The sequence below is a fragment of the Pantoea sp. JV6 genome, from assembly GCF_025910055.1.
GTDB lineage: Bacteria > Pseudomonadota > Gammaproteobacteria > Enterobacterales > Enterobacteriaceae > Pantoea > Pantoea agglomerans.
On record NZ_JAPCIM010000020.1, the window covers coordinates 198,679 to 222,763 of the forward strand.

A 24,085-nucleotide genomic window follows, 5' to 3' on the forward strand; every position below is an offset into this window, starting at 1 on the left:
ATCGGGCATCATGGAGAAGATCACCGTCTCACTGGGGGAACGCAGTTACCCCATCACTATCGCTGCCGGACTGTTTAACGATCCGGCTTCTTTTTGGCCGCTAACCGCGGGCGAAAACGCCATGGTGGTGACAAACCAGACGCTGGCTCCGCTTTATCTTGACCAGCTGACGGCGCTGCTGACGGCGGCAGGTGTAAAAGTGGATCAGGTGATCTTACCCGACGGCGAGCAATATAAGACGCTGGCCGTGATGGATCAGGTTTTTACCGCGCTCCTGCAAAAGCCGCACGGTCGTGATACGACGCTTATCGCCTTAGGCGGCGGCGTCATTGGCGATCTTACCGGTTTTGCTGCGGCCAGTTATCAGCGTGGCGTACGCTTTATTCAGGTACCGACCACCTTACTGTCGCAGGTCGACTCTTCGGTTGGCGGCAAAACGGCCGTTAACCATCCGCTGGGCAAAAACATGATCGGCGCGTTTTATCAACCCGCGTCGGTGGTGATTGATACTGCCTGTCTGCAGACGTTGCCCGCGCGCGAACTGGCGTCGGGTCTGGCGGAAGTGATTAAGTACGGCATCATCCTCGACGGTGCGTTTTTCCAGTGGCTGGAGCAGAATCTTGATGCCCTGCTGGCGCTGGATGAACAGGCGCTGGCGTACTGCATTCGTCGCTGCTGTGAACTGAAAGCCGAAGTCGTGGCCGCCGATGAACGTGAAAACGGTCAGCGGGCGTTGCTGAATCTGGGCCATACTTTTGGTCATGCGATTGAAGCACACATGGGCTATGGCAACTGGCTGCACGGTGAAGCGATTGCAGCGGGCATGGTGATGGCGGCACGCACGGCTGAACGCCTGGGGCAGTTCCAGGCACAGGAGACGGACCGCATTATTGCTCTGTTCCTGCGTGCCGGTTTGCCGGTAAATGGGCCGGAGGCGATGAGTGCGGAGATGTATCTGCCGCACATGATGCGCGATAAGAAAGTTCTGGCGGGCGAATTGCGGCTGGTACTCCCGCTATCGATTGGCCGCTCTGAAGTGCGTGGTGGCGTGGCACATGATATGGTGCTGGCTGCAATTAATGATTGTCAGCAATCCTGAGATTAAGCAGTTGAGTGGTGACGCGGCGCGCAGGGTGCGCAGTGCGGAATGCCGCTTTACGGAGGAGGCAAAATGGATGAGTTTAAACCGGAAGATGAGTTAAAACCTGACGCCAGCGATCGCCGTCCCTCGCGCCCTCGTAAGTCGTCTCCCGCAGCCAAAATACCGGTTTCGCGCCAGCGCATCATGATGGGTGTCGGGATCCTGGTTCTGCTGTTACTGGTACTGGGTATTGGTTCGGCGCTGAATGGCCCGGATGAGAAAAAACCTGCGACTGCGGGCAACACGCCTGCCGCTGGCGGCGGTTCCGGCAGTGAGAAGAATATCGACCTGGCCGGCTCCTCTTCCATGTCAGGTGGACAGACGACGCCAACCGGCGGGCAGACCACGCCAGCTACCAGCGAAAATAACGCGGCTACCAGCGGTAATGCTGCGTCTGACCCGCAGCGCGACGTCTCAATGCCGCCTGTGGCTTCAACGCCTACGCAGGCCGCCCCTGTTGAGACGCCAGCAAATCAGCAGCGTGTCACGCTGCCGGGCGATCTGAACAGCGCGCTGAGTAATCAGCAGCAGCAGGTCGACAGTGCCGCGATGGGCACGCAGGGTGGCAGTTCACTGCCAACAGCCCCTGCCACGGTCAGCGGCAATGCCGGAACGGCTGCGAATCCGGTTACGGCCCCTGCAGGCCGTCAGACGCCAAACAAATCAAACGCTTCTGCCCGTCCGGCGCACGATTCATCGCATAAAACTGCTTCGAAGCCTGCAACCCGTGACAGCAAAACACATACCACGCCAGCACGTACGCCAGCCCCTTCTGCTCCGGCCACTGCGGCGGCAGGCAGCAGTTCAGCCAGCAAATCATTACCAGGCGGCAGCTATACCCTGCAGCTGAGCGGTGCATCGAAGGCGGAAAGCCTGAATGCCTGGGCTAAGCAGCAGAATCTGAGTGGGTATCACGTCTACAAAACCACCCGTAACGGTCAGTCGTGGTACGTGCTGGTGAGTGGTTCCTATGCCACACCGGCTGATGCCAAACGCGCGGTAGCCTCACTGCCTGCCGAAGTGCGTGCGAAGAACCCGTGGGTTAAACCAGTAAGCCAGGTGAAGAAAGAAGCCAGCCAATAGCGGATGTGGGGCCAGTTTCTGGCCCCGTTTTAAGCGCAGATCTGCTGTCGGTCCAGCCACAGCCTCACAATAAGATGTAATAACCACGACAGCATGAAAAAAAATCGCGCTTTCCTGAAATGGGCAGGGGGAAAATTTCCCTTAGTAGAAGAGATCCATCGCCATCTGCCGCAAGGCGACTGTCTGGTAGAACCCTTTGTTGGCGCGGGTTCGGTGTTTCTGAACACTGAATTTGATCGCTACCATCTGGCTGATATCAACAGTGACCTGATTAATCTCTATAACATTGTTAAAACGCGCACGGCGGATTTCATCCGTGACGCGCAGCTGCTGTTTACGCCGGAAAGTAACAACGAGATCTGTTATTACCAGCGTCGCACCGAATTTAACACCAGCACCGACGCCTACCTGCGCGCGCTGTTGTTCCTCTATCTGAACCGTCACTGTTACAACGGCCTCTGTCGCTATAACCTGCGTGGCGAGTTCAACGTGCCGTTTGGCCGCTATCGCAAACCCTACTTTCCTGAAGCAGAACTGTTATGGTTTGCCGAGCGTGCGCAAAAAGCGACGTTTGTCTGTGAATCGTACGATGTTACCCTGACCAATGCCGGTAAAGGCTCGGTAGTCTATTGCGATCCGCCTTATGCGCCGCTGTCGGCAACGGCCAATTTCACGGCTTATCACACCAACAGCTTCAGCCTGCGTGAGCAGGAGAACCTGGCGGCGTTAGCGGCAAAGCTGGCTTCGTCGGAGAACCGGATACCGGTACTGATTTCTAACCACGACACTGCACTGACGCGTTTATGGTATCAGGATGCAGAGTTACATGTGGTCAAAGCCCGGCGTTCTATCAGCCGAAGCATAACGGGTCGCACCAAGGTCGACGAACTGCTGGCACTTTATAGCTAGTCTGTTTCGTCCGCGACCAACGCATTACGCCAGCCTGCGTGCTGGCGCACAACAGTGGGAGAATCGGATGAAACAATATTTGCTGGCCCCTTCAATCCTTTCGGCGGACTTTGCTCGCCTGGGCGAAGACACAGCCAAAGCGCTGGCGGCCGGAGGTGACGTGGTTCACTTCGACGTGATGGACAACCACTACGTGCCTAATCTGACCATGGGTCCGATGGTGCTGAAAGCACTGCGCGACTATGGCATCACTGCCCCCATCGATGTGCATCTGATGGTGAAGCCGGTAGATGCGCTAATCCCTGATTTCGCCAAAGCGGGTGCCACCTACATCACCTTTCATCCCGAAGCCAGCGAACACGTTGACCGCACCCTGCAAATCATCAAAGAGCATGGCTGCAAAGCGGGTCTGGTGTTTAACCCGGCGACCCCGCTGAGCTACCTCGATTACGTCATGGATAAGCTGGATATCATTCTGCTGATGTCAGTGAACCCTGGCTTTGGCGGTCAGTCATTTATTCCTGGCACACTGGATAAACTGCGTGAAGCGCGCAGGCGTATCGATCAGAGCGGTTACAGCATTCGCCTTGAAGTGGATGGCGGCGTGAAGATCGACAACATTGGCCAGATCGCTGCCGCCGGTGCCGACATGTTTGTCGCCGGTTCCGCGATCTTCGGTCACCCTGACTATAAAAAAGTGATCGATGATATGCGCAACGAACTGGAGAAGGCCAATGGCTCATTTCACTGATATTCGTGCGCTGGCGTTTGATCTTGATGGGACACTGGTGGATAGCGCACCCGGCCTGGCCGATGCGATTGACCGCACGCTGAACGATCTCCGTCTGCCGCAGGCGGGCCTTGAGCGTGTCTCAACCTGGATTGGCAACGGCGCGGATATCATGATGGCCCGCGCGCTGACCTTCGCGCTGGGCCGTGAGCCGCAGCCGGAAGAGCAGCGTGATGCGCGGGCACTGTTTGACCGGCATTATGCCGATACCGTGGATGCGGGCAGTACGCTGTTTCCACAGGTAAAGCAGACGCTGGCCGCATTAAAGGCTGCCGGGCTGCCGATGGCGATAGTCACCAACAAGCCGACGCCGTTTGTAGCACCGCTGCTGGAGTCGCTTGGCATTGCTGATGCGTTTTCGCTGATTATCGGTGGCGACGATGTGCCGGTTAAAAAACCGCATCCTGCGGCAATTTTTATGGTGCTGGGCACCTTTGGTGTGTTGCCGAATCAGTTGCTGTTTGTCGGCGACTCACGCAATGATATCCAGGCGGCACAGGCGGCGGGCGTACCCAATATCGGCATGACCTTTGGCTATAACTATGGCGAGCCGATTGCCACCAGCCAGCCCGATTTAACCCTCGACTCTTTCGACGAACTTTTGCCCGCTCTGGGGCTGTAAATATCAGGACATAAGTATGAAACCCATCGTTTTCAGCGGCGCACAGCCGTCCGGCGAACTGACCATTGGCAACTATATGGGAGCGCTGCGTCAGTGGGTGCAGATGCAGGATGATTTCCACTGCATTTATTGCATCGTTGATCTGCACGCTATCACCGTGCGTCAGGATCCTGTTGCACTGCGTAAAGCGACGCTGGACACGCTGGCGCTCTATCTGGCCTGTGGTATAGACCCGCAAAAAAGCACCATCTTCGTTCAGTCGCATGTGCCAGAGCACACGCAGCTGAGCTGGATCCTGAATTGCTACGCCTACTTCGGTGAACTGAGCCGCATGACGCAGTTCAAGGATAAATCAGCGCGTTACGAAGAGAACATTAACGCCGGTCTGTTCGACTATCCGGTGCTGATGGCGGCTGACATTCTGCTCTATCAGACCCATCAGGTGCCGGTGGGTGAAGATCAGAAGCAGCATCTGGAGCTGAGCCGCGATATCGCGCATCGCTTCAATGCGATTTATGGCGATATCTTCAAAGTACCAGAGCCGTTGATTCCGAAGTCTGGCGCGCGCGTGATGTCGCTGCTGGAACCGACGAAGAAGATGTCCAAGTCTGACGATAACCGCAATAACGTGATCGGCCTGCTGGAAGATCCGAAAGCGGTCGTGAAGAAGATTAAACGCGCCGTCACCGATTCTGAAGAGCCGCCAGTGGTGCGCTACGACATCAAAGAGAAAGCGGGCGTCTCTAACCTGCTGGATATTCTGTCGGGCGTGACCGGTAAAACCATCGCCGAGCTGGAGCAGGAGTTCGAAGGCAAGATGTATGGCCACCTGAAAGGCGCAGTAGCCGATGCCGTGTCGGGTATGCTCTCTGAGCTGCAGGAGCGTTATCACAGCTTCCGCAACGATGAAGCACTGCTGGAGCAGGTGATGCGTGATGGCGCGGCCAAAGCACGCGCACAGGCGCAGGAAACGCTGAAAAAGGTGTATCAGGCGGTAGGCTTTGTCGCGATGCCGTAATGGCTGAGCAGACAACCAGGACGGCGGGCATTGTGCCCGCCGTTTTTATTTGCCGGACTCAAAACCAGCGCAGACTGTCACGCAGACTTACCACGCTGCCGATGATCATCAGGCTGGGACTGGTCACCTGACCGGCTAACGCCTCCAGCTCGCTCAGTGTCCCGGTGACCACGTGTTGACGCGTAGTGGTGCCGTTTTCCACCAGCGCCACCGGCATATCGCTGCGCATACCGTGCTTTATCAACTGCTGCTGAATTTCTCCGGCCTGCGTGAGCCCCATATAAAAGACCAGCGTCTGCTGTTCCGCCGCCAGCGTCTGCCAGGCGAGCGTGCCCTCTTTCTGCAGATGCCCGGTAACCAGTCTGACGCTCTGCGCATGATCGCGGTGGGTCAGGGGAATACCGCTGTAAGCCGCACAGCCCGATGCGGCGGTGATCCCCGGCACCACGCTGAACGGAATCTGCCGCTGCGCCAGCGCTTCCAGCTCTTCACCGCCGCGACCAAAGATAAAGGGATCGCCGCCTTTCAGCCGCACTACGCGTTTTCCCCGCTGCGCCTGTTCGCAGAGCAACTGGTTGATCTCATCCTGCGGCACGCAGTGATGTCCGGCGCGTTTCCCGACAAAAATGCGCTCGGCATCGCGGCGCACCAGATTCAGGATCTCATCGGAAACCAGCCGGTCATAGACGATGACATCTGCCTGCTGGATCAGCTGTAAGCCTTTCAGAGTCAGTAATCCGGCATCACCCGGACCGGCACCGACCAGCGCCACTTCACCCTGTTGGCGAAGGTCAGCGTTAAAGAGCTGGTCGGTAATCTGCTCCGCGCGTTCACTGTCGCCGTTGGCCAGCGTCTGGGCCAGCCGCTCGCTGTTAAAGAAGCGTTCCCAGAAGTGGCGGCGGGCACTGACAGAGCTGAATTGTTGTTTCACCCGCGCGCGCAGAGTGCCTGCCAGCTGAGCCAGCTGGCCAAGGTGTTGCGGCAGCATCGCCTCCAGCTTCTCCCGCAACAGGCGCGCCAGTACCGGCGCGCGTCCACCGGAAGAGACGGCGACCATCAGCGGGGAACGATCGATGATCGACGGCATAATGGCGCTGGCCTGCTGCGGCGCATCCACCAGATTGCAGAAGATCTGCTGTTTTTCGGCGGCTTCAGCCACCTGCTGATTGACCGCATCGTCGCTGGTTGCGGCGACCACCAGCCAGCAGCCGGCCAGCCAGTGCGGATCAAACGCCCCTGGCAGCAGCGTGATGGTTTCCTGCTGCGCCCATTGCCGGAAGGCGGGGGAGAAATCAAGGGCACCGACCAGTAGTTCGGCGCCGGCCTCCAGCAGCAGGCGGGCTTTCCGCTCAGCCACGTCACCTGCGCCGACCAGCAGGCAGCGTCGGCCCTGCAGGCGGCAGAATAAGGGGAAGTAGTCCATCAGACGTCCTTAAAAAAGCCCGCGGAGGCGGGCTGTTGACGGGAGTTACAGGCAGACTTCAACCTGTCCGGCATTGACCCGCACCGGCCAGGCCGCCACGGAGCGCGTTTCATCCTCCATGCAGTAGCCATCGCTAAGACGGAAATGCTGCTTTTTCAGCGGGCTGGCAACCCAGAGCGCATCCTGATGTTCAGCAATAATGCCGCGTGACAGCACGCTGGCATCGGCAAACGGATCGATATTGCTGATGGCATAGAGCTGCTCATCGTTGCGGGGACGGAAGATTGCAACCTGCTGGCCTTTGACCAGCGCGCAGACGCCCGTAGCGGGCAGGATCTGCGTCAGCGGACACACCGGATTCCACTGGCTCATGATTCGGTCTCCTCAATCAGGGTCACGGCAATACGTTCATCGGCGCGTGCCGGGCGGTGCTGGTCGCGCTCCGCGACCCGCTGCACGCCAGGATCGCGTTGCGGCGAGTTGATAAAGTGGGCAAAGCGCGTCAGGTGATCCTTATCTTCCAGCGTCGCTTTCCATTCACAGTTGACGCTGGCGCGCAGCGCCGCCAGCTGCTGCTCCATCTGGCCGTTGAGGCCAAGTTTGTCATCCACAATCACCTTACGCAGATAGTCGATGCCGCCTTCCAGACTCTCCAGCCACAGCGAGGTGCGCTGCAGTTTGTCGGCGGTGCGGATATAGAACATCATGAAACGGTCGAGATAGGTGATCAGCGTCTGCTGATCGAGATCGGCCGCCAGCAGATCGCCATGGCGCGGCTTCATGCCGCCGTTGCCGCAGACGTAGAGGTTCCACCCTTTTTCCGTCGCGATAATGCCGACATCTTTGCCCTGTGCTTCTGCACATTCACGGGTGCAGCCAGAGACGCCAAACTTCATCTTGTGCGGCGTACGGATGCCTTTGTAGCGGTTCTCCAGCATCACGCCGAAGCCGAGGCTGTCACCCACGCCATAACGGCACCAGGCGCTGCCAACGCAGGTTTTCGCCATCCGCAGCGCCTTGGCGTAGGCCTGGCCGGTTTCAAATCCGGCGTCGATCAGCTGTGACCAGATAGGGGGCAGATCGTCTTTCTGCGCGCCAAACAGACCGATACGCTGAGAGCCGGTAATTTTGGTGTAGAGCTGATAGCGCTCGGCGATCTCGCCAATCACTTTCAGTCCCTGAGGCGTGATTTCACCGCCGGGCGAGCGCGGGATCACCGAGTAGGTGCCATCTTTCTGGATGTTGCCAAGATAGAGGTCGTTGCTGTCCTGTAACGGCGCGTGCTGGGGTTTGAGCACATACTCATTCCAGCAGGAGGCGAGCAGTGAGCCAACCACCGGCTTGCACACTTCACAGCCGTAACCCTGACCATAGCGGGCCAGCAGTTCGTCAAAGGTTTTAATCTCCTCTACCTGAATCAGGTGATAAAGCTCCTGACGTGACCAGGCGAAGTGGGCGCAAAGATGGTTATTGACCTCAATGCCCTGACGGCTGAGTTCACTGTTGAGAACCTGGGTGATCAGTGGGATACAGCCGCCGCAACCGGTGCCGGCACGGGTGCTGCTTTTCAGTGCTGCCACGGTATGACAGCCACCCTGTACCGCCTTAATGATGTCGCCTTTACTGACGTCAAAGCAGGAGCAGATTTGTGCGGTATCAGGCAGAGAATCGACGCCGATGGCCGGTTTATCCCCGCTGCCGGCTGGCAGAATCAGCGCTTCCGGATTAGCAGGCAGCGGAATACCATTCAGCACCAGCTGCAGAAGGTTGCCATAGTCGCTGGTGTCGCCCACCAGGACGGCACCCAGCAGGGTTTTCTGATCTTCGCTGATAATCAGGCGCTTGTAGATCGATTTGCTCTCATCCAGCCAGACCACGCTGCGAGCGCCTGGCGTGGTGCCGCGCGCATCGCCAATGCCGCCAACATCAACACCCAGCAGCTTCAGTTTGGCGCTCATGTCCGCGCCGGTAAACGCATTGTCGCGGCCCAGCAGATGGTCGCTGGCGACCTGGGCCATTTTGTAACCCGGCGCTACCAGGCCATAGACACGATTCTGCCAGGCAGCGCACTCACCGATAGCGTAGATGGTGGGATCGCTGGTCCGGCACTGGTCATCAATGGCGATGCCGCCGCGCGGCCCCAGTGCTAATCCACACTGTTTCGCCAGTTTGTCCTGCGGGCGAATGCCGGTGGAGAAGACGATGAAATCGACCTCCAGCGCGCTGCCATCAGCAAACTGCAGCGTTTTGCCGCCGTGCTCGTGATGCACAATCTGTTGGGTGTTTTTACCGGTGTGGACCCGCACGCCCATCTGCTCAATCTTGCGACGTAGCTGCTCACCGCCTTGCTGATCTAACTGCTCCGCCATCAGCACCGGCGCAAATTCAATAACGTGGGTTTCAATGCCCAGATTTTTCAGTGCGCCCGCCGCTTCCAGCCCCAGCAGGCCGCCGCCAATCACCGCGCCGCGTTTGCTGCGGCGCGAACAGGCTTCGATGGCGTTGAGATCTTCGATGGTGCGATAGACAAAGCAGTCGCTGCCTTCGGCACCGTTAATTGGCGGGATCCACGGATAAGAGCCGGTGGCAAAAATCAGCGTATCGTAATGCACCGCGCGACCGGTACTGGAGTGGATGAGCTTCTCATCACGGTTAATGGTGATGGCGCGTTCACCCAGCAGCAGATTGACCTGATGTTTGTCGTAATAGCCTTCACGAACCAGCGACAATTCTTCAGCGGTGTGATGGGAAAAGTAGGCGGACAGGTGGACACGATCATAGGCGACACGGGGTTCTTCACAAAAGACGGTCAGCGAAAACTGGTCAGGTTCCGCTTTCTCTAGTAATTCTTCTATGAAGCGGTGGCCGACCATGCCGTTACCGATAACGACGACATTGTGCTTGCTCATTTTTGCCTCAAATTTGCGATATCTGCGGCTACAATAGCGCGCCGTTTCTGGCACTTATTGATATACATCAACCACGACGCCATATACCCATTAAGAGGTATATGGTTGATTTGAAATAATTTTTTCTGGTGCGGATAACCCGCTGATTATTCGGGCTTGCGGCGGGTCACCTGAATCGTGTTAGTTTTAAAACACAAAACCGGAAAAGGAGTCGGCAATGATGTCACCTAAGTGGATCAATAACGTGCGTTTACCCTGGCGGGATGGGTTATGGCAGATCGCCATCGCCGATGGCAAAATTGCCCGGCTCTCAGCCCAGCCGCAGCACGCTTCACCGGCGGATGAATCGCTGGACGGCGAGGGTGGCTTAGCCTGCGCGCCTTTTATTGAGCCGCATATTCATCTGGATACGACTCAGACCGCTGGCGAACCCGCCTGGAACCAGTCCGGTACGCTGTTTGAAGGCATTGAGCGCTGGGCTGAACGCAAAGCCATGCTCAGTCATGAAGATGTTAAGCGGCGGGCGATGCAGACGCTGAAGTGGCAGATTGCCAACGGCATTCAGTTTGTCCGTACTCATGTTGACGTTTCTGACCCGTCACTGACGGCGCTTAAAGCGATGCTGGAGTTGAAGGCGGAGATGGCGCCGTGGATCACTATCCAGATTGTTGCTTTTCCCCAGGAGGGTATTCTCTCTTATCCCAACGGTGAAGCGCTGCTGGAGGAGGCATTGCGGCTGGGCGCGGATGTGGTCGGCGCGATCCCGCATTACGAATTCACCCGTGAATATGGTGTTGAGTCGCTGCATAAAACTTTTGCGCTGGCTAACCGCTACGATCGGCTGATCGATGTTCACTGCGATGAGATCGATGATGAACAGTCGCGCTTTGTGGAAACTGTGGCGGCGCTGGCGCATCGCGATGGCAACGGCGCGCGCGTGACGGCCAGTCATACCACCGCGATGCACTCTTATAATGGCGCGTATACCTCACGACTGTTTCGACTGCTTAAGCTGTCGGGCATTAATTTTGTCGCGAATCCGCTGGTCAATATTCACCTGCAGGGCCGCTTTGATACCTACCCTAAGCGGCGCGGCATTACGCGGGTGAAAGAGATGCTGGAGGCGGAGATTAACGTCTGTTTCGGCCACGACGATGTGTTCGATCCCTGGTATCCGCTGGGCACCGCCAGCATGCTGCAGGTGCTGCATATGGGCTTACACGTCTGTCAGTTGATGGGCTATGAGCAGATTGATGCGGGTCTGGATCTGATTACGCATAACAGCGCGAAGACGCTGCAGCTGTCAGGCTATGGCATTCAGACCGGCAACGATGCCAGCCTGATTATTCTGCCGGCAGAGAGTGGTTTTGATGCAGTAAGAAGACAGGTTCCGGTGCGCTACTCACTGCGTCGCGGCATCGTGGTGGCAGAGACAAAGCCTGCAGAAAGCGAGATTTACTGGCGGGAGCGGGAGCGGATAGACTTCCGGCGTTAAACAGCAGGGCGGCGATCTATCGCCGCCCTGAATGATTAATGCGTAACGTGACCGTGCGAGCGATGTTTAGTGACCAGCCCCAGCAGGACACACATTACAAACACCACCGCGTAGAGGCCGTTGGCGGTGACCAGCGCCGTGTGCACGCCGCTCTTCTCAACAATCGGCGCGGTCACCACGAAGGTCAGCATGGTGCCGACGGTGCCGCAGGTCAGAATAAAGTTCACCAGTTTCGGTGACGCCACTTTGGTCTGCAGCGAGCCGAGCGTGATGATAGTGGTGTAAATCGCGCTGGAGCTGAAGCCCAACACCATAATGATCCACTTCAGCATACTGGCATCGCTGCTGCTGACGAACCAGTACATCAGCACGGTAGCCAGTCCCGCCAGCACCATCAGAATGCGTTGCAGATCGAAGAAGCGCAGCAGGAAGCTGAAGGCCCACATCCCCACCATATAAGCGGTCCAGAAGCTGCCCACCAGTTGTCCGGCATCATTAATATTCATGCCCATGACTTTGGTGGCATATTCCGGCACCCAGGAGATAAAGCCAAGCTGGCCCAGAATGTAGCAGAGCGCCGCCACTGCCAGCAGCAGCACGCCCACACCCCATTTTTCTTTCTCAACTGTCGGGCTGTTTTCGGGCTTACGCAGCACCGGGAACTCGACAAACAGCGTCATGATGAAGATCGCGACGTAGATAAAGCCGATGCAGACGTAGACCCAGTACCACGGCAGCTGACGCGCCAGCAGAATCCCCGCCAGCACCGGAAACAGCGTGCCCGCCATGCTGAAGAAGGAGTCGGTAAACAGCAGGCGCGAACCGCGCTGGCGGCCTTCATACATATGGGTGATCAGGAAGGTGCCGATCGACATAGTAATGCCGCTGACCACGCCCAGCACAAACATACAGAGCGAGAAGACGGTCAGATCGCGGCTGGTCATCAACCCGATTATCGCCAGTACCATCAGGACGAAGCCGAAAATCAGCTGACGCTTCAGTGGCACAATCACCATCAGCCAGGCGTTCAGGAAAACCGCCGCCAGGATGCCGCTGTTGAGGAAGGTGAAGGTATTACTCATGCTGGAGATGGGGATCTGGAAATCTTTTGCGATATCGCCCATTACCATGCCGGTAACAATCACCAGCGCGCCGGTAAGCGCGTAGGAGAAGAAGCTTATCCAGGTGAGGCCAATACGATTACGGTTTGTCATGTTCTGAACCTGTTGAGAACCGGGTGCCAAAAAGTGTCAGAAAGTGTAAACGGAACCGTGATCTTAATAAACAACCAGTGAAACCAGAGATCCATATTTCATGTGTTGTGTGATTTTAATCACGTAATTGCCGGGGTTTAACGTTTGCTCCCCCCATTTGCTGCCACAGCGTAAATATAGGTAAAACGCTGGCTCCTGGAATAGAGTCTCTTTACAATCAATCACGTTTTTGTGCCCGCTCTCCCAGGTAAGGAATCTTTCATGTTTAAACGTACTTTAACAGCGGCCATCACCCTGTTAGCGCTCTCTTCCGTTTCCGCCCAGGCGCTGGCTGCAAAAGGTGACACCCACGTTCTGCTCACCACCTCCGCCGGCAATATCGAACTCGAACTGAATAACCAGAAAGCGCCGGTTTCTGTGAAAAACTTCGTTGATTACGTCAACAACGGTTTTTACAACAACACCATTTTTCACCGCGTGATCCCGGGCTTTATGGTGCAGGGTGGGGGCTTCACTACGGACATGCAGCAGAAGCAGACCAACGCGCCGATCAAGAATGAAGCGGATAACGGCCTGCGTAACCTGCGTGGCACGATTTCCATGGCGCGTACCGCCGATAAAGACAGTGCGACCAGCCAGTTCTTCCTCAACGTCGCGGATAATGCATTCCTCGATCACGGACAGCGCGATTTTGGCTATGCCGTATTTGGTAAGATTGTGAAAGGTCAGGATGTGGTTGAAAAAATTTCTCAGGTACCGACCAAAGATGTGGGTCCTTACCAGAATGTTCCATCCAAACCGGTAGTTATCCTCTCCGCCAAAGTCCTGCCTTAAGTCCGTTCGTCGCCATCTGCGGATGGCGACCGCCTGCCGCATCCGGCAAAGCCAGAATTTGCTCTTATACTTAGGGCAAAAACCTGAGCAGGAGGCGGCATGGCGAACAAACTCACCGAAAAACAGAAGGTCACCCTGTGGCGACAGCGGCGTAGCGCCAGCTATCAGGCCAGCTGTCGGCTGGAAGGCTTCTCGCCAAATGAAACCAGCGTAAACAGCGATGATGCGGCCGCACGTCTGGCGTCACTGAGGAGGCAATATGGACTCTAATACCGCCGTCAGCCAGGATCCCTACCTGTGGCAGCATGACAATGTGCTGAAAAACCTGCCCGATATTCACGATGCCGCGCAGCTGCGTAAGGCGGAGCTGAGTTTTAGTGCGGCGCGTGCCGCCACGCTGGAGCTGGGCCCACGTAATCCTGGACTGCCTTACCTGTGCCAGATCCACCGTACGCTGTTTCAGGACGTCTACAGCTGGGCTGGTGAACTGCGCACTATCGATATCTGGCGCGATGAGACGCCGTTCTGTCATTTCGAATATATCGAAAAGGAAGGTAACGCCCTGATGGCCGCGCTGGAGGAGGAGAAGGGACTCGTTGACCTGCCGCGTGACGCGTTTATTGAGCGTGTTGCCCACTACTACTGCGAAATCAACATGTTGCATCCTTTCCGCCACGGCAACGGTCGGGCGCAGCGGATTTTCTTTGAACAGCTGGCGCTGCATGCCGGTTATCTGCTCTCCTGGGAAGAGACTGACGCTGAAAGCTGGAAAGCGGCGAATCAGGCTGGTGTGGCCGGAGACCTGACTTTGCTGGAGCAGGTATTTGCGAAAGTGGTGAGCGAGGCGGCTTAACCGCGTAGAATAGCGGCGCGGGTAATTATTCTGGACTGGCCATGCTGCTGCTTATCGACAATTACGACTCCTTTACCTGGAATCTTTATCAATATTTCTGCGAGCTGGGCGCGCAGGTTCGGGTGGTGCGCAATGATGCCATCACGCTGGAGCAGATGGCGGCGTTACCGCTGACTCATCTGGTGATCTCCCCTGGTCCCTGCACGCCGTCGGAGTCAGGCATTTCGCTGGCGGCGATCCGGCATTTCGCCGGTCAGCTGCCGGTGCTGGGCGTCTGTCTGGGCCATCAGGCAATTGCGCAGGCGTATGGCGCGCAGGTCGTGCGCGCGCGTCAGGTGATGCACGGCAAAACCTCTGCGATTCAGCACACCGGACAGGGCGTGTTCCGCACTCTGAATAATCCACTAACCGTGACCCGCTACCATTCGCTGATTGTACAGCGCGACTCCCTGCCAGATGCCTTCGAGGTGACTGCCTGGACGGTGCGTGACGGCGAGCCTGACGAAATTATGGGATTCCGCCATAAAACCCTGGCGCTGGAAGGCGTGCAGTTCCATCCCGAAAGCATTCTCAGCGAGCAGGGACATCAGCTGCTGCGCAATTTCCTTGAGCAATAAGTTGCCTTTGAGTGATTTTTTATGCATATTTTGTGATTATTATTTCAAAGTTGCACATCAATCATCTAAATGGGGTCATCAATGGCAGCGGAAAAAATTGCGGTCACGCGGGAGACGTTCGATAACGTTATTTTGCCTGTTTATGCACCTGCGCAGTTCGTGCCGGTAAAAGGCAAGGGCAGTCGTGTATGGGATCAGCAGGGCAAAGAGTATATCGATTTCTCAGGTGGTATCGCCGTCACCGCACTTGGACACTGCCATCCTGCGCTGGTGGAGACGCTGAAAAGTCAGGGCGAGACGCTGTGGCACACCAGCAACGTCTTCACCAACGAACCGGCGCTGCGTCTTGCCAGTAAGTTAATTCAGGCGACCTTTGCCGAGCGGGTCTTCTTCGCTAACTCCGGGGCCGAAGCCAACGAGGCCGCCTTTAAGCTGGCGCGCTACTACGCCTGCAAACGTCACAGCCCATTCAAAAGTAAGATTATCGCCTTTCATAACGCCTTTCATGGCCGGACGCTGTTTACCGTCACGGTCGGCGGACAGCCAAAATATTCTGATGGGTTCGGGCCTAAACCGGCGGATATCGTTCATGTGCCGTTCAATGATCTGAACGCAGTAAAAGCGGTGATTGACGATCACACCTGCGCCATTGTGGTTGAACCGATTCAGGGGGAGGGTGGCGTCGTGCCCGCAACGCAGGAGTTTATGCAGGGACTGCGTGAGCTTTGCGATCAGCATCAGGCGCTGCTGGTGCTGGATGAAGTGCAGAGCGGCATGGGGCGCAGCGGCAAGCTGTTCGCCTATGAGCATTATGGCATCCAGCCCGATATTCTGACCTCAGCCAAAGCGCTGGGCGGCGGTTTCCCGGTCAGCGCCATGCTGACCACTAACGAGATCGCCTCGACCATGGCGCCGGGCGTGCATGGCACCACCTATGGCGGCAATCCACTCGCCTGCGCCATCGCCGAAACTGCGCTCGATATTATCAATACGCCGGAGGTGCTGGCAGGCGTTGAGACGCGTCGTCAGCACTTTGTCACGGCGCTGCAGGCCATCGATGCGAAGTATGATCTCTTCAGCGATATTCGCGGCAAGGGTCTGCTGATTGGCGCGGCGCTGAAACCGCAGCATGCCGGTAAAGCACGCGACATCCTGAATGCCGCGGCCGCAGAAGGCGTGATGGTGCTGGTTGCCGGCACCGACGTGATGCGTTTTGCCCCGTCACTGATCATTGAGCCTGCCGACCTCGAAGAGGGCATGAGCCGCTTCGCCACGGCCGTCGGCAACGTGCTCAACGGCTAGCTTAGTTTTTACGTAAGCGTCTGATCAGCCAGCGGCCATGTTGCGGCCGCTGGTTCCACGCCAGCGATGAAATGGTGTACATCACGCTCAGATGATCGAGAATGCGCCGCACATGCTGCTCCACCACCGTGATCGGTCCCTCACTGATGTTCTCCAGCTCATCCAGCAGGTTAACCTGTGAGCTTTCACCATCATATTCCAGCCGCTGCTGACACCGCTGCAGCGCGATTTCACAGGATTGCAGGTAACGCTCAGCCAGCGAGGCAGTGAGCATGGTGTGCTCCCGCGCCAGAATCGTCATGGCGTTGATATGCTCGACGATAAACTGACTGTGCGTGACCCAGAGCCGCATATCACTCAGATAGCGGGAGTTGAATGCGGGTTCCTGCATCGCCTGATTCAGTGAGTTAAACAGCGCATTGTGTGCCTGATTGACCTTCACGCGCTGATAAGCCAGTTTCTCTGGTGACTGTTCGTCACCCAGCAACAGCCGCAGCGCATCCTGATAGGTTTCCAGTGCGTCATGGGCGTTCTGCCGCAGCAAGCCGCTCTGCCACTGCGGCCACAGCCAGAGCATCCCGCCAAAGGCGATCAGACAACCCATCAGCGTATCCATGAGTCGCGGCAGCAGAAACTGCGCGCCATTCAGCGATAGCAATTGCAGCGAGTAAACCGCCGTGACCGTAAAGCCAATCATCGACCAGCCATAAAACTGGCGGGTAAAGCGATAGCTGATAAAGGTAATTGCCAGCATGATCAGCAGCACCAGCGACTCCGGCACCGCCATGCGCAGCGTGGCGGCCGCGATCACCAGACCGGCAAAAGTGCCCAGCGCCCGGTGCTGAATGCGGACACGGGTAGCGCTGTAGCCGTTCTGGCTGACGAACATGATGGTCATCAGGATCCAGTAGGGTTTGGGGATGTTGAAGAACAGCGCCAGCGCGCTGCCCAGCATCAGCATCACCGCAAAGCGGCCGGCAGTGCGCAGGGCCGATGAGCGAAACGAGAGATAACTGCGCAGCGCCGGTAACAGCGGCAGACGGCGCTGGCGGTCAGCCATCAGATCGCGCTGATAAAGGGGTTTCTGGGTGCGCAGAACCCGCGCAATACGGTTGAAGTGGTAAAGGCAGAAGTTACCCACCGGATTGTCGGGATGCTGATGGGCGATTTTCTCCAGCGCGCCGAGCTGTTTATCCATCGCAAAGCGATCGGGTAGCTGGTGATAGAGAATGTTATCCGCCAGCACCCGCAACCGGGCCGAGATGGTTTTGGCATTCCAGCGGATCACCGCTTCGGCGTGGCTCTGTTCGACCAGCTTCTGCACCTCTTCCGGCCGATGCAGGCTGACCGAGATATGTTCCTGCAGATCCAGCGCCACCTGAAAGGCGCGCGTCAGCCGTTTATGGCTGTGATCGCGGCTTGCCGACAGCATATGCATCTGCTGATAACAGGTGTTAATCAGATCGACCACTTTCTGCTGACGAGCCAGCAGCGGCGGCAGCGCCTTTTCCGGATCGGTCAGCTGCGTCAGCAGGGTATATTTTGCGTCGCAGTAGTTAGCCAGCTCGCGGTAGATCAGGCTCAGGCTTTCGCGCATTGGCTGCTCTTTCCACAGCCAGAACCAGAACCAGTTAAAGAGCCCGTACCATAGCGTGCCGCCGATATAGAGCAGCGGGGGAACATAGATTGGCATGCGGCCAATCAGGCTCAGGGTAAAGATGGCGGCAATCAGGGTGCCGGGCAGCAGACGGCCATGCAGCGGGCTGATCTCCCCGGTAACGCCGAGCAATAAGGGCATAGCAAACAGGATCAGCGGCAGCGGAATAGCATGCAGGGTGAGCCACTGCATCAGAAAGCTGCCGAGGGCAAACAGGCTGCCGCCAACAATCAGGCGTTTGAAGAAGCGTTTATGCGGGGTATCCAGACCGGCGATGTTGCAGCAGGCGGGCACTAATGAGAACAGCAGACCTTTTTGCAGGTCGCCAGCCAGCCAGCCCAGCGCCACCGGCAGACAGAGCACCAGCGTTTGCCGCAAGGCGTAGTTAACTTCAGGATGGTAAATAATTCGACGCCACATCGGCCCAACACAAACAATAACGGCGTGATGTTGCCATCACGCCGTGGGTGACAGGAATTAGCGGGTGCCGTAAACGACGATGGTTTTGCCGTGTGCGGAGATCAGGTTCTGATCTTCCAGCATCTTCAAAATACGGCCCACGGTTTCACGTGAACAACCAACAATCTGGCCAATTTCCTGACGAGTGATTTTAATTTGCATGCCGTCGGGATGCGTCATGGCATCTGGCTGCTTCGCCAGGTTGAGCAAGGTCTGTGCAATGCGTCCGGTTACGTCGAGGAAAGCGAGGTTACCCACTTTTTCAGACGTCACCTGCAGGCGACGCGCCATCTGCGATGAGAGTCGCATCAGGATGTCAGGGTTAACCTGGATCAGCTGACGGAATTTCTTGTAAGAAATTTCCGCCACTTCGCACGCGCTTTTCGCACGTACCCAGGCGCTGCGCTCCTGGCCTTCTTCGAACAGGCCAAGTTCACCAATAAAATCGCCCTGATTCAGGTAGGAAAGAATCATCTCTTTGCCTTCTTCATCTTTAATCAGAACCGCAACGGAACCTTTCACGATGTAGTAAAGCGTTTCTGCTTTTTCACCTTGGTGAATCAGCGTACTTTTGGATGGATACTTGTGAATATGGCAATGGGACAGGAACCATTCGAGTGTAGGGTCTGTTTGCGGTTTGCCGAGAACCATTCGCTATTATCCTCTGTTGTAATCGTGCCCAAAATACAGGGGGCAGTTTTCCCTGTCAGGCGGTGAAAGCTTCAAGCGTTTCCATTTCAGGAAATTATTCGGGCCGCATCAGGCGCAGTGCGCATCATCCTTCCCGGCTTCGTCATCGGGTGACGAAAAATATTTTCAGCACTGTTTGTAGCACAGCTTTTGCCGACTGTCTTCTGTTGTCTCGCTTCAGCTACGGGCGGATTTCTCTGGATTGCTGTTTACCAGGCGAAAGCGTACTCTGGCGACAAAACAGCGTATTCCGGAGCAAAAATCATGCAGGCAAGAGTGAAATGGGTAGAAGGGCTGACATTCCTCGGAGAATCCTCATCCGGCCATCAGATACTGATGGATGGAAATTCGGGTGATAAAGCGCCCAGCCCAATGGAGATGGTGCTGATGGCGGCGGGCGGATGCAGCGCGATTGACGTGGTATCAATTCTGCAAAAAGGCCGAAACGATGTGGCTGATTGTGAAGTAAAACTGACCTCAGAACGTCGTGAAGAGGCGCCGCGAATCTTTACGCACATCAACCTGCATTTTATCGTGAGTGGTAAAGCGCTCCAGGATAAAGCGGTCTCACGCGCTGTGGATCTTTCTGCTGAAAAATATTGCTCTGTGGCCATCATGCTGGGTAAAGGCGTCAACATTACGCATAGCTATGAAGTGATCGAACTTTAGTAGCCGCAGGGATCTTTTAAGGTCGCGGGCAAAATCTGTCGTGCTCTGCTGTCAGACTGTGCCTGCATCGGGAATCCGCTTTGATACTGTGCCTGCGCAGGGAACCGGGTCAGATCGGAAAGTCGCTTAAGCCAATCCCTGGCCGCTCGGCCCGCGCGATTACGCACCTCATCCCTGAGGTGCGCCCGTAGCCGGGCCAACGCTTTGCGTTGTTCAAAAACGCTCCCGGCGTTTTTATCCGGGCGGCGGGACGCTTTCCTCTTCTGACCCGGTTCCCTGCGTGTTAAGCTTTTTCGCTGCTGTCAGATTCATCCTGCATTGGCATTGGCATTGGCATTAGTCTGGAAAGGCCCTTTTGACCTCTTACTCTATTCGTTTGCCTTCCATCAGCCGCTTCACCAGCGGGCCCATAATCAACTCCATCGCCAGACCCATTTTGCCGCCAGGCACCACCAGCGTATTGATGTGCGAGATAAACGAGCCCTGCAGCATCGCCAGCAGGTAGGGGAGGTCGATATCTTCCAGCGCCTGGAAGTGGATCACCACAAAGCTCTCATCCAGTGACGGAATAGCGCGGGCAGCGAACGGGTTTGAGGTATCGACCGTCGGGACGCGCTGAAAGTTGAGGTGAGTGCGTGAGAACTGTGGTGTGATGAAGTTGATGTAATCTTCCATAGAGCGCACCACCGAATCCATGACCGCTTCACGTGAATGGCCGCGCTCGCCGGTGTCGCGCACCAGCTTCTGAATCCACTCCAGGTTCACAATCGGCACCACGCCAACCAGCAGATCAACCTGTTCTGCTACGTTGTGCTGCGCCGTCACCACGCCGCCGTGCAGCCCTTCGTAGAAGAGAATATCGGTGTTCTGCGGCAGCGGTTGCCACGGCGTAAAGGTGCCGGGCACCTGATTCCACGGCACCGCTTCATCATAGGTATGCAGATATTTACGCGACTGGCCCTGTCCGCTCTGACCATACTCTTTAAAGCTCTGCTCCAGCAGGCCAAAGTCATTGGCTTCCGGGCCGAAGTAGCTGACATGACGTCCTAAATCGCGCGCCTTACGAATCGCCATATCCATTTCAGGGCGGGTAAAGCGGTGAAAACTGTCACCTTCCAGCTCCGCCGCATGAAGATCGAGCTGCTGAAAGATTTTGCGAAACGCCACGCTGGTGGTGGTGGTCCCTGCGCCGCTGGAACCAGTCACCGCGATAATGGGATGACGTGCAGACATAGAAAAGCTCCCTGTGAGGTCGGGCAATAGGCATTGTTAACACGAAATGCCGTTGGGTGCATCAGCCACGAAATTCTTTGCGCGGCATGATATTGACCGATTCGTGCAGTTCCGACCACACCAGCACCACTTCACCCGTTTCCAGCTGACGTCGCACATCGGCCACCTTGTCGATCAGGCTGCGTTCCTGCTCGCCATAGTCCGTGCCTTCGCGCAGCACAAAGGTTTCAATCAGATTTTCAAGGGTCTCAGGTGAGACCTGTTGCCAGGGAATAATCACGAGTTCAGTTATCCAGAAAAGGGGCGATCCACTGGGGGATACGCTGTTCCAGCCACATGTCAGGCTGGCGTAATGTCCCACCAACAAAACCTACATGGCCGCCGTGTGGTGTCAGTTGATAAGTAATAGTGGCAGATAATTGGCTGCTGTGCGGGATCACCTCATCACTCATAAAAGGATCATCTTTGGCGTGAATGATCAGCAGCGGTTTCTCTGCGTGCTTCAGCCAGGGCATGGCGCTGGCACGATGATAGTAATCGGCCGCATCCAGAAAACCGTGGGCGCGGGCGGTAATGGCATCATCAAAATCGCGCAGTCGACGTAGCGCTTTCAGCTGCGCCAGATTGACCGGCAGCGTATCCGGCCAGGCGTGCAGTTTGCGGCGGGCATTTTTCTTGAGCTGCGCCAGCAAATAGTATTGATAGACGCGTGAGAAGCCGCGTTCCAGTTTTACGCTACAGGGCTCCAGCAGCAGCGGAGCGGAGACAATGACGCCCGCGTCTACCTCAGCGGCTGCGCCCTGCTGGCCCAGCAGGCAGCCCAGCATGTTACCGCCCAGCGAGAAACCCACCGCGGCGGTGGGTACGCGGCCCCAGCGGGTGCGCAGCCAGTGCAGAAAAAAACGGGCATCTTCGGTTTCGCCGGAGTGATAGATGCGGTTGAGCCGATTCGGTTCGCCGCTGCAGCCGCGAAAATGCATCACCACCGCCAGCCAGCCGCGCGCGCGGCAGATCGCCATCAGTCCATGAATATAGGGGCTATGAAAACTGCCCTCCAGCCCATGAAACAGCACCACGCGCGGTTTATGCTGCGCGAACTGCGGATCTTCACTCCAGGCGAGATCGACGAAGTCGCCATCCGGCAGGTCGAGACGTTGCCAGTGGGGATCGCCCGTGATACGACGACGTAGCAGGCGCGGCAGCAGGGTCTGCAGGTGCGCGTTACGCAGACTCTCAGGAGGCGTGAAGTGCTCGTTTTCCGGTCCGGTAAATTTCATGTGGTAAAAGCTTGTCTGTTCCATATCACACTGTTAGCTTCGATAAGTTTTTTCTTGCAGGGTAAGGAGTACCCGATTGCCATGGAACTGAGTCTTTTCTTATCAATGTTGGGATTTCTTTGGGTCGCGGCCATTACGCCCGGGCCTAATAATATGTTACTCACTGCCTCGGGCGCTAATTTTGGCTTTATGCGCACCATTCCGCTGATGATTGGCATCATGATCGGAATGCAGGTGATGCTGCTGATGGTGGCCTTTGGCGTCGGCGGGCTGATCCTGCTCTATCCTTCGCTTCACCTGGTGCTGAAAATCGCCGGTAGCCTCTATCTGCTCTGGCTGGCATGGAAAATCGCTACCGCCAGTTATGAGAAGCTGGAAACCGATCAGGCGCCGGATGCGCCGATGCCCTTCTGGCAGGGCGGCTTGTTACAGTTGATCAATCCCAAGGCCTGGCTGATGGCGCTGGGCGCGGTCGCCAGCTTCAGCCTGGCCGGTGACGCGTATCGCCATTCAGTGATGGCGATAAGTATCGGCATGTTTCTGGTTAATCTGGTGTCGGGTGTTATCTGGATGGGATTTGGTGCGATGATCGGCCGCATTCTGCGCAGCCGTCGCGCCTGGAAAATCTTTAACCTCGCCATGGGGCTGCTGACCGCTGCCTGCGTGCTGTTAATCTGGCACTAAGTTAGCTGGATGCGCGTTCAACGCGCGTCCACGGCAGCACCTCGCGGATGACTGGCGCATTAGGATTGCGGATCTTTTGCAGCAGCAATTGCACGCTACGCGCGCCCAGCTGGTTCATCGGCTGCTCGATGGTCGTCAGCGGCGGATTCAGGCTGCGGGTAAACGACACGCCATCAAACCCGACCACCGCCAGATCTTCCGGCACGCGCAGACCCGCTTCCAGCGCCGCATGCACCACGCCTACCGCCAGCACATCTGAAACCGCAAACACCGCATCCGGCGGTTCCGGCAGCGCCATCAACTCCCTTAGCCCCTGACTGCCCGCCTCACAGGAGATTTCGTAAGTGTAGGAGACGCCGGACCACGCATACCCCAGCTCCTCAATCGCCTGCCGGTAGCCCTTTTCACGATGATGTGAGTAAAGGTAACGCATGTCGCCATTGATCAGCCCGATGCGTTTACGCCCTTTACCGGCAAGGTAATGGACGGTGTCGCGCGCGGCTTCAAGGTGATCAATGCTGACCGAGGAGGCGGGAATATCCGGATCAAATTCGCAGCACTGCACCCAGGGCGCCCCGGCAATGAGCGCCTGCAAATCCTGTAAACCGGAGGCCGCATCCATCGTAATCACGCCATCCACCACTTTTCCGGTCAGCAGGGAGAGATAAGCGGCTTCACGCTGGAGCTGCGAAGCGGAGTTACAGAGCAGGATGTGATAGCCGTGCAGTTCCGCTTCGGCCTCGATGCCCTGAACCACGCGTGAACAGAAGGGATTGGTGATATCCGAGATCAGCACCAGCAGCATGTTGCTTTGCGACGTACGCAGCTGACGCGCCAGTAAGTTGGGCTGATAGTCGCAGGCAGAGATTGCCGCCAGAACTTTCTCACGCGTATCGGGCTTCACGCCGGGATGCGCGTTGAGAACCCGCGATACCGTGGCTTTGGAGACGCCAGCCAGCTGAGCGACTTTCTCGATCGACATCGGATTCAGAAACCTTAACAGGCAATAATTGGGAACGCATATGAATAGCACAGGGACAATGTGAGCGCCTGACATTTTTGCTTACTTTAGCTATTTTCAGCATTTGCGATTTTTGACTTAGTTTTGCAGATAGTGATCTAAGAACTTATTTCTATTAGGGATAATTTTTAATTCCTTTATGAAACTATAGCGCGCAGAGACACTGCCTCCACTATAAAAACGGT

General features: G+C 56.6%; 24 protein-coding genes. 14 read left to right on the forward strand and 10 right to left on the reverse strand.

Features of this window, described 5'->3' with window-relative positions:
* The first annotated feature begins 10 nt into the window (after positions 1–10).
* From aroB to trpS, 6 genes are all read left to right on the forward strand, one after another.
* Positions 11–1,099 carry a 3-dehydroquinate synthase gene (gene aroB / locus OK412_RS19400; protein WP_187495012.1) on the forward strand — a complete coding sequence of 363 codons (1,089 nt, stop codon included), beginning with the start codon at positions 11–13 and terminating at the stop codon, positions 1,097–1,099.
* Between the two features lie 72 nt (positions 1,100–1,171).
* Positions 1,172–2,224, forward strand: coding sequence for an SPOR domain-containing protein (locus tag OK412_RS19405; protein WP_022624046.1), 1,053 nt, complete (start codon positions 1,172–1,174; stop codon positions 2,222–2,224).
* 93 nt (positions 2,225–2,317) lie between these two features.
* On the forward strand, positions 2,318–3,133 hold the full coding sequence (gene dam, locus OK412_RS19410) for an adenine-specific DNA-methyltransferase (RefSeq protein WP_022624047.1): 816 nt from the start codon (positions 2,318–2,320) through the stop codon (positions 3,131–3,133).
* Between the two features lie 67 nt (positions 3,134–3,200).
* Positions 3,201–3,884, forward strand: a complete 684-nt coding sequence (gene rpe / locus OK412_RS19415; protein WP_010253116.1) for a ribulose-phosphate 3-epimerase — start codon at positions 3,201–3,203, stop codon at positions 3,882–3,884.
* Positions 3,868–4,545 (forward strand): phosphoglycolate phosphatase, encoded by a 678-nt coding sequence (locus OK412_RS19420; RefSeq protein ID WP_050680353.1) that lies wholly within the window; start codon positions 3,868–3,870, stop codon positions 4,543–4,545. Before rpe ends, OK412_RS19420 begins: the two co-directional genes overlap by 17 nt.
* Positions 4,546–4,561: 16 nt before the next feature.
* Complete coding sequence (gene trpS / locus OK412_RS19425; protein WP_010253111.1) at positions 4,562–5,563, forward strand: tryptophan--tRNA ligase; 1,002 nt, start codon at positions 4,562–4,564, stop codon at positions 5,561–5,563.
* A gap of 58 nt (positions 5,564–5,621) precedes the next feature.
* On the opposite strand, the gene cysG is transcribed toward trpS, so the two are convergent.
* From cysG to nirB, 3 genes are read right to left on the reverse strand one after another with little or no spacing between them, the layout of a single operon-like run.
* Positions 5,622–6,986, reverse strand: coding sequence for a siroheme synthase CysG (cysG, locus tag OK412_RS19430; RefSeq protein ID WP_264353460.1), 1,365 nt, complete (start codon positions 6,984–6,986; stop codon positions 5,622–5,624).
* 45 nt (positions 6,987–7,031) lie between these two features.
* Positions 7,032–7,358: a nitrite reductase small subunit NirD gene (nirD, locus tag OK412_RS19435; protein ID WP_159227114.1), complete on the reverse strand. Its 327-nt coding sequence runs from the start codon at positions 7,356–7,358 to the stop codon at positions 7,032–7,034.
* On the reverse strand, positions 7,355–9,895 hold the full coding sequence (nirB, locus tag OK412_RS19440; RefSeq protein ID WP_264353461.1) for a nitrite reductase large subunit NirB: 2,541 nt from the start codon (positions 9,893–9,895) through the stop codon (positions 7,355–7,357). The genes nirD and nirB overlap by 4 nt, the downstream gene beginning before the upstream one ends.
* 217 nt (positions 9,896–10,112) lie before the next feature.
* On the opposite strand from nirB, the gene OK412_RS19445 reads away from it, so the two are divergent.
* Positions 10,113–11,390, forward strand: a complete 1,278-nt coding sequence (locus tag OK412_RS19445) for a cytosine deaminase (RefSeq protein ID WP_031593898.1) — start codon at positions 10,113–10,115, stop codon at positions 11,388–11,390.
* A gap of 35 nt (positions 11,391–11,425) precedes the next feature.
* Here the strand turns inward: OK412_RS19445 and tsgA are convergent, their stop codons facing one another.
* Positions 11,426–12,604 carry an MFS transporter TsgA gene (tsgA, locus tag OK412_RS19450; protein ID WP_022624051.1) on the reverse strand — a complete coding sequence of 393 codons (1,179 nt, stop codon included), beginning with the start codon at positions 12,602–12,604 and terminating at the stop codon, positions 11,426–11,428.
* A 261-nt stretch (positions 12,605–12,865) separates the two neighbouring features.
* Between tsgA and ppiA the strand changes: the two genes are divergently transcribed.
* The 5 genes from ppiA to argD all read left to right on the forward strand — a co-directional run bounded on the left by ppiA (position 12,866) and on the right by argD (position 16,210).
* On the forward strand, positions 12,866–13,438 hold the full coding sequence (ppiA, locus tag OK412_RS19455) for a peptidylprolyl isomerase A (protein ID WP_003852970.1): 573 nt from the start codon (positions 12,866–12,868) through the stop codon (positions 13,436–13,438).
* A 99-nt stretch (positions 13,439–13,537) separates the two neighbouring features.
* Positions 13,538–13,708, forward strand: coding sequence for a YhfG family protein (locus OK412_RS19460; protein ID WP_010253095.1), 171 nt, complete (start codon positions 13,538–13,540; stop codon positions 13,706–13,708).
* On the forward strand, positions 13,698–14,291 hold the full coding sequence (locus OK412_RS19465; RefSeq protein WP_033772985.1) for a putative adenosine monophosphate-protein transferase Fic: 594 nt from the start codon (positions 13,698–13,700) through the stop codon (positions 14,289–14,291). Before OK412_RS19460 ends, OK412_RS19465 begins: the two co-directional genes overlap by 11 nt.
* Positions 14,292–14,332: 41 nt before the next feature.
* The gene (locus tag OK412_RS19470) at positions 14,333–14,908 is read left to right on the forward strand and encodes an aminodeoxychorismate/anthranilate synthase component II (protein WP_033772982.1); all 576 of its coding nucleotides are present in this window, start codon (positions 14,333–14,335) and stop codon (positions 14,906–14,908) included.
* Between the two features lie 81 nt (positions 14,909–14,989).
* On the forward strand, positions 14,990–16,210 hold the full coding sequence (gene argD, locus OK412_RS19475; protein ID WP_264353462.1) for a bifunctional acetylornithine/succinyldiaminopimelate transaminase: 1,221 nt from the start codon (positions 14,990–14,992) through the stop codon (positions 16,208–16,210).
* Between the two features lies 1 nt (position 16,211).
* On the opposite strand, the gene OK412_RS19480 is transcribed toward argD, so the two are convergent.
* Together OK412_RS19480 and crp are read right to left on the reverse strand one after the other, a co-directional pair.
* Complete coding sequence (locus tag OK412_RS19480; RefSeq protein WP_010253083.1) at positions 16,212–18,287, reverse strand: YccS/YhfK family putative transporter; 2,076 nt, start codon at positions 18,285–18,287, stop codon at positions 16,212–16,214.
* 57 nt (positions 18,288–18,344) lie between these two features.
* Entirely contained in the window at positions 18,345–18,977 is a 633-nt protein-coding gene (gene crp, locus OK412_RS19485) for a cAMP-activated global transcriptional regulator CRP (RefSeq protein ID WP_003852956.1), read from the reverse strand.
* Between the two features lie 303 nt (positions 18,978–19,280).
* Here crp and OK412_RS19490 point away from each other — a divergent pair, with 303 nt between their 5' ends.
* Positions 19,281–19,685, forward strand: a complete 405-nt coding sequence (locus tag OK412_RS19490) for an OsmC family protein (RefSeq protein ID WP_010253071.1) — start codon at positions 19,281–19,283, stop codon at positions 19,683–19,685.
* Positions 19,686–20,048: 363 nt separating this feature from the next.
* On the opposite strand, the gene OK412_RS19495 is transcribed toward OK412_RS19490, so the two are convergent.
* The 3 genes from OK412_RS19495 to OK412_RS19505 form a co-directional block, all read right to left on the reverse strand.
* Entirely contained in the window at positions 20,049–20,918 is an 870-nt protein-coding gene (locus OK412_RS19495) for a phosphoribulokinase (protein ID WP_010253068.1), read from the reverse strand.
* Positions 20,919–20,979: 61 nt separating this feature from the next.
* Positions 20,980–21,198 (reverse strand): YheU family protein, encoded by a 219-nt coding sequence (locus OK412_RS19500; protein WP_010253066.1) that lies wholly within the window; start codon positions 21,196–21,198, stop codon positions 20,980–20,982.
* Between the two features lie 4 nt (positions 21,199–21,202).
* On the reverse strand, positions 21,203–22,219 hold the full coding sequence (locus OK412_RS19505; protein ID WP_061704337.1) for a hydrolase: 1,017 nt from the start codon (positions 22,217–22,219) through the stop codon (positions 21,203–21,205).
* A gap of 57 nt (positions 22,220–22,276) precedes the next feature.
* On the opposite strand from OK412_RS19505, the gene OK412_RS19510 reads away from it, so the two are divergent.
* A complete protein-coding gene (locus tag OK412_RS19510) occupies positions 22,277–22,879 on the forward strand; it encodes a LysE family translocator (RefSeq protein WP_010671578.1) in 603 nt (200 codons plus the stop codon).
* Position 22,880: 1 nt separating this feature from the next.
* On the opposite strand, the gene OK412_RS19515 is transcribed toward OK412_RS19510, so the two are convergent.
* A complete protein-coding gene (locus OK412_RS19515; RefSeq protein WP_010253055.1) occupies positions 22,881–23,861 on the reverse strand; it encodes a LacI family DNA-binding transcriptional regulator in 981 nt (326 codons plus the stop codon).
* Positions 23,862–24,085 lie beyond the last annotated feature (224 nt).